This window comes from Streptomyces sp. NPDC048659 (genome assembly GCF_040650575.1).
GTDB lineage: Bacteria > Actinomycetota > Actinomycetes > Streptomycetales > Streptomycetaceae > Streptomyces.
This window is the reverse complement of record NZ_JBEZHM010000007.1, coordinates 13,339-25,850: the sequence shown is the minus strand read 5'-3', so window position 1 is coordinate 25,850 and position 12,512 is coordinate 13,339. Positions and strand designations below refer to the sequence as shown.

Annotated in this window: 10 protein-coding genes; 5 read left to right on the top strand and 5 right to left on the bottom strand. The window is 72.9% G+C overall.

Annotated features, from left to right (window positions below; genetic code table 11):
* Nucleotides 1-25: 25 nt before the first annotated feature.
* Together AB0C99_RS07660 and AB0C99_RS07655 are read left to right on the top strand one after the other, a co-directional pair.
* Nucleotides 26-1,897, top strand: coding sequence for a TerD family protein (locus AB0C99_RS07660; protein WP_362470832.1), 1,872 nt, complete (start codon nt 26-28; stop codon nt 1,895-1,897).
* 220 nt (nt 1,898-2,117) lie between these two features.
* Nucleotides 2,118-3,131, top strand: coding sequence for a TerC family protein (locus AB0C99_RS07655; protein WP_362470830.1), 1,014 nt, complete (start codon nt 2,118-2,120; stop codon nt 3,129-3,131).
* Between the two features lie 75 nt (nt 3,132-3,206).
* Here AB0C99_RS07655 and AB0C99_RS07650 read toward each other — a convergent pair whose 3' ends face one another.
* The 3 genes from AB0C99_RS07650 to AB0C99_RS07640 form a co-directional block, all read right to left on the bottom strand.
* Entirely contained in the window at nt 3,207-4,496 is a 1,290-nt protein-coding gene (locus AB0C99_RS07650) for an MFS transporter (RefSeq protein WP_362471277.1), read from the bottom strand.
* Nucleotides 4,497-4,598: 102 nt separating this feature from the next.
* Entirely contained in the window at nt 4,599-5,255 is a 657-nt protein-coding gene (locus AB0C99_RS07645) for an MBL fold metallo-hydrolase (RefSeq protein ID WP_362470827.1), read from the bottom strand.
* 47 nt (nt 5,256-5,302) lie between these two features.
* A complete protein-coding gene (locus AB0C99_RS07640) occupies nt 5,303-5,995 on the bottom strand; it encodes a maleylpyruvate isomerase family mycothiol-dependent enzyme (RefSeq protein WP_362470824.1) in 693 nt (230 codons plus the stop codon).
* A 167-nt stretch (nt 5,996-6,162) separates the two neighbouring features.
* On the opposite strand from AB0C99_RS07640, the gene uvrA reads away from it, so the two are divergent.
* Entirely contained in the window at nt 6,163-9,198 is a 3,036-nt protein-coding gene (uvrA, locus tag AB0C99_RS07635; protein WP_362470821.1) for an excinuclease ABC subunit UvrA, read from the top strand.
* Between the two features lie 56 nt (nt 9,199-9,254).
* Here uvrA and AB0C99_RS07630 read toward each other — a convergent pair whose 3' ends face one another.
* Nucleotides 9,255-10,148: a carbohydrate kinase gene (locus tag AB0C99_RS07630; protein WP_362470818.1), complete on the bottom strand. Its 894-nt coding sequence runs from the start codon at nt 10,146-10,148 to the stop codon at nt 9,255-9,257.
* Nucleotides 10,149-10,292: 144 nt separating this feature from the next.
* On the opposite strand from AB0C99_RS07630, the gene AB0C99_RS07625 reads away from it, so the two are divergent.
* On the top strand, nt 10,293-10,718 hold the full coding sequence (locus AB0C99_RS07625; RefSeq protein WP_362470815.1) for a Rieske (2Fe-2S) protein: 426 nt from the start codon (nt 10,293-10,295) through the stop codon (nt 10,716-10,718).
* An 18-nt stretch (nt 10,719-10,736) separates the two neighbouring features.
* Here the strand turns inward: AB0C99_RS07625 and AB0C99_RS07620 are convergent, their stop codons facing one another.
* Nucleotides 10,737-11,666: a hypothetical protein gene (locus AB0C99_RS07620; RefSeq protein WP_362470812.1), complete on the bottom strand. Its 930-nt coding sequence runs from the start codon at nt 11,664-11,666 to the stop codon at nt 10,737-10,739.
* Between the two features lie 235 nt (nt 11,667-11,901).
* On the opposite strand from AB0C99_RS07620, the gene AB0C99_RS07615 reads away from it, so the two are divergent.
* The gene (locus AB0C99_RS07615; protein ID WP_362470809.1) at nt 11,902-12,507 is read left to right on the top strand and encodes a papain-like cysteine protease family protein; all 606 of its coding nucleotides are present in this window, start codon (nt 11,902-11,904) and stop codon (nt 12,505-12,507) included.
* Nucleotides 12,508-12,512: the final 5 nt, after the last annotated feature.

Below are 12,512 nucleotides of genomic sequence, written 5' to 3'. Positions count from 1 at the left end.
CCGCACGTACGGAGAGACGCAGCAGATGACCGCCGAGCTGGTCCGGGGGCAGAACCACCCCCTGCCCCACACCCGTCTGGAGATCCGGGTCTCGGCCGGTCATCCGGTCCTCGCCGCGGTCACCCTGGCCGACGAGGCGGGCCGCGTCCCGGGCGCCGGGGCCGTCGCCCACCCGGGCGCGACCGCGCTGCCCGGCGTGGAGGTGCCCCGGCAGGCCGCCGCCACGCACCGCCTCGCCGTCGACCTGGCGGCCGTCGACCCGGCCGTCCACCGCGTCTGCGTCCTGCTCGCCCTGCCGGTCGGGGCAGCGGGACCCGCCCGTTTCGGGGCCTCGGCCTCCCCGGTCCTCACCGTCGCCGCGCCCGACGGCACGGGCATCGCCGACTACACCATCACCGGCCTCGACCAGGAGTCCGCGCTGGTCGCCCTGGAGCTCTACCGCCGCCAGGGCGCCTGGAAGGTCCGCGCCGTCGGCCAGGGGTACGAGGGCGGGCTCGCCGAGCTCCTCACCGACCAGGGCCTGGAGCGCCCGGCGGAGCTGGCCGGCTCGATCCTGGCGGCCGTCGCCCAGGAGCCGGCCCGGACCGTCACCGCCCCGCCGCCGCGCGTCCCCGAGCCCGACCGGGTCCGCAGACCCGCCCCGGCCGCACCCGCCGCCCCGGCCGCCCCCGGCGGGCCCATCGACTACACGCACCGGGGCCGCCGCCCCGCGCCCGACGGCGTCCCGCCGCGCCCCGAGCAGCCCCCGGCCCCGGCCGGGCACCCGGCCCCCGTCGCGGGCGACGCCACCGGCTGGTCCATGGACGAGCGCCTCTACAACCAGGTGTGGGGCATGTTCGAGGACCTGGCCCGCACCACCGCCGCCTACCGCAGCGCCTGCCAGTTCGCCGAGTCCCGGCTCGACCAGGAGCTCGACCGGGCGCTCTCCGACCCGCGCGGCCGGATCGGCGGCGCCGGGGACGCCGCCCGGGCCGCCGCCAAGGCGAAGCACGACGAGCTCACCGCCCGCGCGCGGGAGGCCCTCGACCGCGACCTCGCCCAGCTCACCGCCGAGTCCGAGGTCGTCGAGCCGGCCCTGCCCGCCGCGTACGCGCGCTGGGACAGCCCCGTCTGGCAGGCGTACCGGGTGCCCATGGAGGCGCCGATGGCCGTCCGGCTCGGCGATCTGCACCTCCCCGAGCGCACCGCCCTGCGCATCCCCTTCCTCGCCCGGCTCCCGCTGGCCCGGGGCCTGTGGGTGGACTCGGGGCGCGGCCACTCCGAGGCGGCGGCGCTCCTGGACGAGGCGGAGCTGCGCCGGCTCGCCCTGGACACGGCCGTCTCGCTGGTCGCCCGGCTGGTCGCGGTCCACCCTGCGGACTGCTTCCGGGTCCGGGTGATCGACCCGGCCGGCGCGGGCGCGGGCGCCTTCGCGCCGCTGGTCGAGTCCGGGGTGCTGGCCGGCCCGCCCGCGGCGGGCGCCGCCGGGGTCGCGGCCGTCCTGGCCCAGCTGACCGAGCGGGTGGACCTGCTCCAGATGGCCTCCCGCGCGGGCGCCGCCGAGGACCTGCCGCCGGGCCTCGACACCGCGGAGCACCTCCTGGTCGTCCACGACTTCCCGCACGGCTTCGACGACCGGACGGTCAACCAGCTCCGCTACCTCGCCGACGAGGGCCCGGAGGTCGGCCTGCACCTGCTGATGGTCGCGGACCGCGCGGACGCCGCCGCGTACGGGCCGGTGCTCGACCCGCTGTGGCGGGCGCTGACCCGGCTCACCCCGGTCCCCGACGACCACCTCGCCGACCCCTGGGTCGGCCACGCCTGGACGTACGAGCCGCCGGTGGTCCCGCCGGGCAGCTCGGTGCTCCGGCAGGTGCTCTCCCAGGTGACTGACGCTCGGCGGCAGTGGGGCCGCTGACCTGCGGTTTTGGGTCGACTTTACCCTTCTCTTTACCTTTCCTTGGTTCTTCGGGTAGTCTCTTTTTTGCGGAGGGGAGTACTCCCCATGCGCGGCGTGCCCGTCAGTACGGACAGATCGGCGATCTGATCCCGGGGCGTCGGCCCGGGGAAGTCCCCGGGTGGAAGAGACCTCCGGCAGCGACGACGCTGATCACAAGCCGTACGACGCCGGAGGCGCAGTGGACGTTTCGATGACCCTGTGGGTGCTGACCGTTCTCGGTCTGAGCGCCCTGATCGCGGTCGACTTCTTCATCGGGCGCAAGCCCCATGACGTGTCGGTCAAGGAAGCCGGCATCTGGACGATCGTCTGGATCGTCCTCGCCGTGCTGTTCGGCCTGGGCCTGCTCATCTGGGGCAACAGCCAGGCATCGGGCGAGTTCTTCGCGGGTTACATCACCGAGAAGTCGCTCAGCGTGGACAACCTGTTCGTCTTCGTCCTGATCATGGCGAAGTTCTCGGTGCCCTCGCACCTCCAGCAGCGGGTGCTGCTGATCGGTGTGCTGATCGCCCTGGTGCTCCGCGCGATCTTCATCGCGGCCGGTGCCGCGATCATCACGAGCTTCTCGTGGGTCTTCTACATCTTCGGCGCGTTCCTCATCTACACTGCCTGGAAGCTCATCCAGGAGGCCCGTGCCGACGACGAGGAAGAGGAGTTCGAGGAGAACCGCCTCCTCAAGTCGATCGAGAAGAAGTTCGGCGTCGCCGACCGCTACCACGGAACCAAGCTCTTCATCCGTGAGAACGGCAAGCGGATCCTGACCCCGCTGATGGTCGTCATGCTGGCGATCGGCACCACCGACATCCTCTTCGCCCTCGACTCGATCCCGGCGATCTTCGGCCTCACGCAGGACCCGTACATCGTCTTCACGGCCAACGCCTTCGCCCTGATGGGTCTGCGGCAGCTGTACTTCCTGATCGGCGGCCTGCTCAAGAAGCTGGTCCACCTCAGCTACGGCCTGTCGGTGATCCTCGGCTTCATCGGTGTGAAGCTGGTGCTGCACGCGCTGCACGAGTCCGGGGTGCACGTCCCCGAGATCTCCATCCCGTTCTCGCTCTCCGTCATCTGCGGTGTCCTGATCATCACCACGATCACGAGCCTCATCGCATCCAAGAAGCAGGAGCGGCTGGAGGCGGCCAAGGCCGCGGAGACTCCGGCGGCCGACGGCGGCGAGAAGGACAGCGTCGACGCCTGACGGCCGACGTGAGCAGGGGCCGGTGCCCGGTGGTGTCACGCCACCCGCACCGGCCCCTGTGCCGTTCCCGGGGCCTCAGACGGGCTCCGGCTCCGGTTCCGGCCGCGACGCCTCGCGCGCGGGCAGGGTCTCCGGGAGCAGCGCGAAGCAGCCGAGGCTCACCAGCGCCACCACCGTCAGATAGGCCGCCACGCCCCACGGCGGCCCCTCGCCGCCCTCGGAGAGGCTCGTCGCCACGATCGGGGTGAGCGCCCCGCCGAGCACCCCGGCGAGGTTGTAGCCGACGGCGGCGCCGGTGCAGCGCACCCGGGGCTCGTACAGCTCGGGCAGATAGGCGGCGACGACCGAGAACATCGTGATGAAGGCCAGCATGGAGCCCAGGAAGCCCAGGAACATCAGCGGCGGCGACGCGGTGTGCAGCAGCGCCACCATCGGGAACATCCACAGCGCCGAGCCCGCGCAGCCCGCCAGGCAGAGCGTCCGGCGCCCGTAGCGGTCGCCGAGCAGCGCCATGAGGGGGGTCACCGCCCCCTGGACCGCCACCGCCGCCATCACGCAGACCAGCATCACCGTGGTGGACACGCCCAGCCGCTCGGTGCCGTAGGCGAGCGCCCAGGTGGAGACGGTGTAGAAGACCGCGTAGCCCACCGCCAGCGCGCCCGCCGTCAGCAGCACGAGCCGCCAGTGGTCCCGGAACACCTCGGTCAGCGGCGCCTCCGCCCGCTGCCCCGAGGCGGCCAGCTTCTCGAACTGGGGCGTCTCGGCGAGCGAGGAGCGCAGCCCGAGCCCGGCCGCCGCGAGCAGCCCCGCCGCCCAGAACGGCACCCGCCAGCCCCAGGAGCGGAACTCGGCGTCGCTGAGCCCGGCGGTCAGCGCCAGCATCACCCCGTTCGCGAGCAGGAAGCCCACCGCGGGCCCGATCTGCGGGAAGCTCGCCCACAGCGCCCGCCGGTCCGCCGGGGCGTGCTCGGCGGTGAGCAGCACCGCCCCGCCCCACTCGCCGCCGAGCCCGAGCCCCTGGAGGAAGCGCAGGACGAGCAGCAGGACGGGCGCGGCGAGGCCGATGCTCTCGTACGTGGGGACGCAGCCGACGGCGACGGTGGCGCAGCCGGTGAGCAGCAGCGAGGCGAAGAGCACCGGCCGCCGCCCGTACCGGTCGCCGACGTGGCCGAAAAGGACCGAGCCGAGCGGGCGGGAGAGGAAGCCGACGGCGAAGGTGCCGAAGGCCGCCAGGGTGCCGGCCAGCGGCGAGAAGTTCGGGAAGAAGAGCGGGCCGAGGACGAGCGCGGCGGCCGTCCCGTAGACGAAGAAGTCGAAGAACTCGATGGCGGTGCCCACGAGGGAGGCGGCGGCGAGCCGCCCCATCGAGGGGGAGTGCGGAGAGTGACTGTGGCGCATGTGGCGCCAACTACCCGCCCGCCGTCCCGGTTACGGGGGCGTGCGGGGGCTCACCGGCTCACCTGGGGTTCACCAGCCGCGCTCGCGCCACTCCGCGAGGTGCGGGCGCTGGTCACCGAGCGTGGTGTCGCCGCCGTGGCCGGGGTAGACCCAGGTCTCGTCGGGGAGGGCGGCGAAGAGCTTGGTCTCCACGTCGCCGAGCAGGCTGGCGAAGGCGTCGGCGTCGCCCCAGGTGTTCCCGACGCCGCCCGGGAAGAGGCAGTCGCCGGTGAAGAGGTGCGGGTGGCCGTGCGGGTCGTCGTAGACCAGCGCGATCGAGCCCGGGGTGTGGCCGACCAGATGGCGGGCGGTGAGCTCGACCCGGCCGACCCGGACCGTGTCGCCGTCCCGGACGAGGACGTCGGTCGGGACGGCGATGCCCTCCGCGTCGTACGCCCCGGCGTAGGTGCGCGCGCCGGTGGCCTCGACGACCTCCGCCAGCGCCTGCCAGTGGTCGCCGTGCTGGTGGGTGGTGACGACGGAGGCGATGCCGTCGTCACCGATCAGCGTGAGCAGGGTCCCGGCCTCGTTCGCCGCGTCGATCAGCAGCTGCTCGCCGGTCGCCCGGCAGCGCAGCAGATACGCGTTGTTGTCCATCGGGCCGACCGCGACCTTCGAGATCATCAGGTCGGTCAGCTCGTGCACGTCCGCAGGTCCGCCGACCTTCACCGCTCCGCTGTACGTCATGGCCTCAGCCTATCCCCGGGCGCGGGCGCCCGGGGCGGCAACGGCGCCTACAGGGGCGGGAGCTGGGGCAGCGGGCCGCCCTCGGTGGTGAGGGCCGCGGCGGGCCCGCCGCGGCCGGACAGCCAGCCGAGGAGGGCGTCCAGGGGGCCGGTGACGGTGACCGGGGCGCCCTCCTCGCCGCCGGTCCGGCCGCGGTCGGCGCCGTCGGGGGTGCGCAGGGTCACCGGCGGGACGTCCGCGCGGCCGGACCAGCGGTCGGCGAGGAAGTCGATCTCCCGGAGCTGGAACTCCTCGGGGAGGTCGCCGAGCTCGTAGCCGGCGCCCAGGTCGACGTGGTGCAGGGCGACCTCGACCCAGCGGCGGAACGGCAGCCGGGAGGCGCTGTCGGTGATGCCGTTGCGCAGCTCGACGGTGCGGTCCCAGTCGGCGGGCTCGGCGCAGACCTCCTGGAGGCGCCCGGCGGTGGCGCGCAGGTCGGCGAGGTGCGCGTCGAGCGGGCGGGCGGCGTCCCGCTCGATGTCGGCGTCGCGGGTGGCGGCGTCCTTGTACATCGGCAGGCCCTGGAGGACGTTCACCAGGGCGTCGGCGTTGCGGGAGAGGTGGGCGAGGACGTGGCCGCGGGTCCAGCCCGGAAGCCGTGACGGCTCGGCGAGTGCCGCGTTGTCCCAGGAGGCGACCTCGGCGATGAGCCGGTCGGTCGCCTCGCGTACGGAGGTCAGGTCACGCACATGGTCGATCATGGCGCCGACCCTAGCGCCGCGAGGGTGCCGCCACTCGTTCGGGTGAAGAGGGCGGCGGAACTCCGGAAATCGAATGTGCGTGCTATAAGCTCGGAGGAAGCATCCGGCATCCTTGGTTGTTGGGTCTCTCAGGCACATCCGCTCTCTCAAGAAAGGTGCGGACCGGCGTGGCCGACCGTCTCATCGTCCGTGGCGCTCGTGAGCACAACCTCAAGAACGTCTCGCTCGACCTCCCCCGTGACTCCCTGATCGTCTTCACCGGGCTGTCCGGGTCGGGCAAGTCCTCCCTCGCGTTCGACACGATCTTCGCCGAGGGGCAGCGCCGGTACGTCGAGTCGCTCTCCTCCTACGCCCGCCAGTTCCTCGGCCAGATGGACAAGCCGGACGTCGACTTCATCGAAGGTCTGTCGCCCGCCGTCTCCATCGACCAGAAGTCGACCTCGCGCAACCCGCGCTCGACGGTCGGCACGATCACCGAGGTCTACGACTACCTCCGGCTGCTCTTCGCCCGCATCGGCAAGCCGCACTGTCCGGAGTGCCACCGCCCGATCTCCCGCCAGTCGCCGCAGGCCATCGTCGACAAGGTCCTGGAGCTGCCCGAGGGCAGCCGCTTCCAGGTCCTCTCGCCGCTGGTGCGCGAGCGCAAGGGCGAGTTCGTCGACCTCTTCGCCGACCTCCAGACCAAGGGCTACAGCCGCGCCCGGGTCGACGGGCAGACGATCCAGCTCAGCGAGCCGCCGACGCTCAAGAAGCAGGAGAAGCACACGATCGAGGTGGTCGTCGACCGCCTCACCGTGAAGGACAGCGCCAAGCGCCGGCTCACCGACTCGGTGGAGACCGCGCTCGGCCTCTCCGGCGGCATGGTCGTGCTCGACTTCGTCGACCTCGCCGAGGACGACCCCGAGCGCGAGCGGATGTACTCGGAGCACCTCTACTGCCCGTACGACGACCTCTCCTTCGAGGAGCTGGAGCCCCGCTCCTTCTCCTTCAACTCGCCCTTCGGCGCCTGCCCGGACTGCACCGGCATCGGCACCCGCATGGAGGTCGACCCCGAGCTGGTCGTCCCCGACGAGGAGAAGTCCCTCGACGAGGGCGCCATCCACCCGTGGTCGCACGGCCACACCAAGGAGTACTTCGGGCGGCTCATCGGCGGCCTCTCCCAGGCCCTCGGCTTCCGCACCGACATCCCGTACGCCGGGCTGCCGCAGCGGGCCAAGAAGGCCCTGATGTACGGCCACAAGACCCAGGTCGAGGTCCGCTACCGCAACCGCTACGGCCGCGAGCGGGCCTACACCACCCCCGCCTTCGAGGGCGCCGTCTCCTTCGTGAAGCGGCGGCACAGCGAGGCGGAGAGCGACTCCAGCCGCGAGCGCTTCGAGGGGTACATGCGGGAGGTGCCCTGCCCCACCTGCCAGGGCACCCGCCTCAAGCCGATCGTCCTCGCGGTCACCGTGATGGAGAAGTCCATCGCCGAGGTCTCCGCGATGTCGATCAGCGACTGCGCCGACTTCCTCGGCCGCCTCACCCTCAACGCCCGGGACAAGAAGATCGCCGAGCGGGTCCTCAAGGAGGTCAACGAGCGGCTCCGCTTCCTCGTCGACGTCGGCCTGGACTACCTCTCGCTCAACCGCGCGGCCGGCACCCTCTCCGGCGGCGAGGCCCAGCGCATCCGGCTCGCCACCCAGATCGGCTCCGGCCTGGTCGGCGTGCTCTACGTGCTGGACGAGCCGTCCATCGGCCTCCACCAGCGCGACAACCACCGGCTCATCGAGACCCTGGTCCGGCTCCGCGACATGGGCAACACGCTCATCGTCGTCGAGCACGACGAGGACACCATCAAGGTCGCCGACTGGGTCGTGGACATCGGCCCCGGCGCCGGCGAGCACGGCGGCAAGGTGGTCCACTCCGGCCCCTTGAAGGAGCTCCTCGCCAACGAGGAGTCGATGACCGGGCAGTACCTGTCGGGCCGCAGGGCCATCGGCACCCCGGACATCCGCCGCCCGGTGGACCCGGGCCGCCGCCTCACCGTGCACGGCGCCCGCGAGAACAACCTGCGGGACATCGACGTCTCCTTCCCGCTGGGTGTCCTCACCGCCGTCACCGGAGTCTCCGGCTCCGGCAAGTCCACGCTGGTCAACGACATCCTCTACACCCACCTGGCGCGCGAGCTCAACGGCGCCAAGTCGGTGCCCGGCCGGCACACCCGGGTGGACGGCGACGACCTCGTCGACAAGGTGGTCCACGTCGACCAGTCGCCCATCGGCCGCACCCCGCGGTCCAACCCGGCGACGTACACCGGCGTCTTCGACCACGTCCGCAAGCTCTTCGCGGAGACGATGGAGGCGAAGGTCCGCGGCTATCTGCCCGGCCGCTTCTCCTTCAACGTCAAGGGCGGCCGCTGCGAGAACTGCTCCGGCGACGGCACCATCAAGATCGAGATGAACTTCCTCCCGGACGTCTACGTCCCGTGCGAGGTCTGCCACGGCGACCGGTACAACCGGGAGACCCTGGAGGTCCACTACAAGGGCAAGTCCATCGCCGAGGTCCTGGACATGCCGATCGAGGAGGCCCTGGACTTCTTCGAGGCCGTCCCGACGATCGCCCGCCACCTGCGCACGCTCCACGAGGTCGGCCTCGGCTACGTCCGCCTCGGGCAGTCCGCGCCCACCCTCTCCGGCGGCGAGGCCCAGCGCGTCAAGCTCGCCTCCGAGCTCCAGAAGCGCTCCACGGGCCGCACGGTCTACGTCCTGGACGAGCCGACCACGGGCCTCCACTTCGAGGACATCTCGAAGCTGATCAAGGTCCTGTCCGGCCTGGTCGACAAGGGGAACTCGGTGATCGTCATCGAGCACAACCTCGACGTCATCAAGACCGCGGACTGGATCATCGACATGGGCCCCGAGGGCGGCAGCGGCGGCGGCATCGTCGTCGCCGAGGGCACCCCCGAGGAGGTCGCCTCGGTCCCGGCCAGCCACACCGGCAAGTTCCTCCGCGAGGTCCTGGGCGCCGACCGGATCAGCGACGCCGCGGGCCCCGCCGCGCGCGGCACCGCGAAGACCGCCGCCAAGAAGGCCCCGGCGACCAAGAAGGCCACGGCCGCCAAGACGGCCACCAAGACGGCCACCAAGGCCACCGCCAAGAAGGCCGCGCCCGCCAAGAAGACGACCGCGAAGAAGGCCGCCGCGAAGACCCGCAAGGTCTGACGGAGCCCGCCACCGGCACCCGAGGGGGTGCCCCGCCGACCCGGCGGGGCACCCCCTCAGCCGTCGCCCAGCTCGCGCGCGTACGGCGGCTCCGCGCCCGCCCGCGTACACGTCACCGCCGCCGCGCGCGCCGCGAAGGACAGCAGCTCCCGCCACTCCTCCCGGGACAGCGCGCCCGGCTCGCGGCCCGCCAGCCCGTGCAGCAGCGCCGCGTTCACCGTGTCGCCCGCGCCGATCGTGTCCACCACCCGCACCGGCACCGCCGGCACCGACACCTCCAGCGCGCCCGCGAAGACCGTCAGGCCCCCGGCGCCCCGGGTCAGCACCACCGCCGCCGGACCCCGGGCCGCCCACGCCGCGGGCGAACCGCCCAGCCAGGCCGCGTCCTCCTCCGACAGCTTCAGCAGCGACACGTACGGCAGCCAGCCCGCGAAGCGCTCCCGGTAGGCCACCGGGTCCGGGATCAGGCCCGGCCGCACGTTCGGGTCCAGCAGCGTGAAGACGCCCTCCCGGGCCGAGCGCCGCAGCAGCGCCTCGTACGCGCTCGCGCCCGGCTCCAGGGCCAGCGAGCAGGTCCCGAAGGCCACCGCCCGCACCCCCTCCGGCAGCCGCTCCGGCAGCGCGAAGAGCCGGTCCGCCGTGCCCTCCACGTAGAAGCCGTACCGCGCCGAGCCGTCCGGGCCCACCGAGGCCACCGCCAGGCTCGTCGGCTCCGGCCCCCGCTGCACCGGCCCGGTCGCCACCCCCGCCGCGCGCAGCCCGGCCAGCAGCGCCTCCCCGAAGGCGTCCGTCGACACCCGCGAGCAGAAGGCAACCGGCGCGCCGAGCCGCCCCAGGGCCACCGCCGTGTTGTACGGCCCGCCGCCCGGCCGGGGCAGCAGCGGGGACAGCGGGCCACCGGCCCCGTCCGGAACCAGGTCGATCAGGGACTCACCGGCGACGACGATCACGTACCGGAAGGTAACCCATGCCCCGCCCGTCACGACAGCCCCGCCGCAGGGCCCCGAGAGCGCGCCGGTATCGTCGTTTCGGTCACCCGCTTCGGGTGGCTTGTCCCCGATTTCCCCGTGCCCCCGTGAACCCGTGGAGTGCTCATGTCCGGCCAGTCCACCCGCCGCACCGTGCTGAAAGGCGCCGCCCTCGCCGGCGCCGCCGGACTGGGTGTCTCCGCCTGCTCCACGGACTCCAAGCTCGGCCACGCCCAGACCCCGACCCCGACCGCGCCCGTCTCCCTCGGCGCGCCCGACGAGGTCCCCGTCGGCGGCGCCAAGCTCTACCGGGAGCAGCGCGTCCTGGTGCACTGCCCGGCCAAGGGCCAGTACAAGGCGTTCAGCGCCCAGTGCACCCACGCCGGCTGCGTCCTCGACAAGATCGAGGACAACGAGGGCAACTGCCCCTGCCACGGCAGCCGCTTCGACGTGACCACCGGCAAGGCCCTCCAGGGCCCGGCGACCGTGCCGCTCCCCGAGGTCCCCGTCCGCGTCGAGAACGGCACGCTGGTCGCCGGCCCGGAAGCCTGACGGCCCACCAGACAGGCCCTACGCCCAGTCCCAGTCGATCCCCAGGATCCCCGGGCGCACCCCCTGCTCCACCAGGTGCACCGCGCGGTGCCGGCCGCTCAGCGTCAGCTCGGCCCGGCCGCCGCGCGGCGCGCCCGCCGACGCCTGGGCGAAGCGCCGGCAGCGCACCGGCAGCGCCGCCTCGTCGAAGCGCACCTGCAGCACGTACTGCCCGCCCGCGAAGCTGAAGCCCCGCACGTACTCCCGGCTCGCGCCGCCCGTGCCGTCCTCGAAGCCGTACGAGAAGAAGTACGTGTCCCCGGCCCGCAGCCGCGTGTCGAAGAGCAGCTCCGCGACCAGCACCCCCGTCTCCGCGTGCCGCCGCACCCGCCCCGCGCGGCAGTTCTCCGCCGCCCGGACCTCCACCCGGGCCGGATCGCAGCCGGGATCGCCCCAGTGGATCGCCAGATAGCGGTCGATGCCGTCCCGGTGCGCCCGCACCACCTGCTGCGAGTCCCGGCCCAGCAGCTCCCGGCGCGCCCCGATCCGCACCCGCTCGTGGTGCCCGACCGTGTGCAGCCCCCCGTCCGCCGGGCTCTCCAGCTCGGCCAGCAGCCCCTCCACCACCCCGGACGCCTCCACCAGCGAGCGGTACGAGCGGGTCGCCGGGCGCTCGACGTCCGCGCGGGCGGCGGCGTCCTCGGCGAGCAGCCGGGTCAGCGAGTTCCCCGGCAGCTGGAGCACCTCCTCCAGCGCCCGCACCGCCTTCATCGACTCGGGCCGCTGCGGGCGGCGGGCGCCCTGCTGCCAGTAGCTCAGCGAGGTCACCCCGACCTTGATGCCCCGGTGCGCCAGATGGTGCTGGACCCGCTGGAGCGGCAGCCCGCGCACCGCGAGCGCCGTGCGCAGCGCCAGGTGGAAGGGGCCGGTGTGCAGCAGCTGAGCCAGATCGGCCTCGGTGTGACCCACGAGGACTCCTCAGTGAACGTTCACGTCAGGGCGGACGGAGCACGGCGCCGCCCGGGAGGGGCGGGCTGGTGGACCGGGGGCCTCCGTTCACAGCCGGGTCACACCGTTCACAGCTCGCCGTCACCCCGCATTGAAGCGTGTTGACCCGTTCCGGACAACGGCCGATGCTCCTGACCAGCGTCCGGACGCGCTCCTCTCCTCCAGCTCCCCACATCCCCGCCTCGGGAGGAACGCGATGCGCAAGAGAAAGCTCTCCTTCGCGGCACTCGCCGCAGCCGCCGCCCTCTTCGTCCTGCCCGCCACGCCGGCCACCGCCGCGCCGGCCGGCTCCGGGACGCAGAGCGACACGGTGTCGGCGTACGCCTACAAGCGCCTCAACATCACCATGCAGGCCCAGCAGAAGACCAACTGGTGCTGGGCGGCGGCCGGCAACACCATCGCCACCTGGTTCGGCCGCTCCTACAGCCAGAACCAGTTCTGCAACGCCGCCTTCAACCGCCAGCAGGGCTACGAGTGCCCCAACTCGCAGGCCACCCTCGGCAACGTCCAGACCGGACTGAGCTGGGCCGGCATCAACCCCGGCTCGTACGTGGACGGCTGGCTGCGCTACTCCACCGTGCAGACCGAGATCAACGCCAACCGGCCCGTCGAGACCCGCATCCAGTGGTCCAGCGGCGGCGGCCACATGCACGTGATCTACGGCTACGACGACGCCAACAGCTGGGTCTACTGGGGCGACCCGTGGCCCTCCAGCGACCGCTACAACTGGGCCTCGCACGACTGGTACATCAACAACAGCTCGTTCTCCTGGACCCACTCCCTCTACCGGATCGGGGCGTGACGACG

Coding starts and splice junctions, on each gene's coding strand:
- AB0C99_RS07660 (WP_362470832.1), top strand. CDS start 26: ATGACCGCCGAGCTGGTCCGGGGGCAGAACCACCCCCTGCCCCACACC.
- AB0C99_RS07650 (WP_362471277.1), bottom strand. CDS start 4,496: ATGGGGCGGCTCGCCGCCGCCTCCCTCGTGGGCACCGCCATCGAGTTC.
- AB0C99_RS07645 (WP_362470827.1), bottom strand. CDS start 5,255: ATGACGTACAGCGGAGCGGTGAAGGTCGGCGGACCTGCGGACGTGCAC.
- AB0C99_RS07640 (WP_362470824.1), bottom strand. CDS start 5,995: ATGATCGACCATGTGCGTGACCTGACCTCCGTACGCGAGGCGACCGAC.
- AB0C99_RS07625 (WP_362470815.1), top strand. CDS start 10,293: ATGTCCGGCCAGTCCACCCGCCGCACCGTGCTGAAAGGCGCCGCCCTC.
- AB0C99_RS07615 (WP_362470809.1), top strand. CDS start 11,902: ATGCGCAAGAGAAAGCTCTCCTTCGCGGCACTCGCCGCAGCCGCCGCC.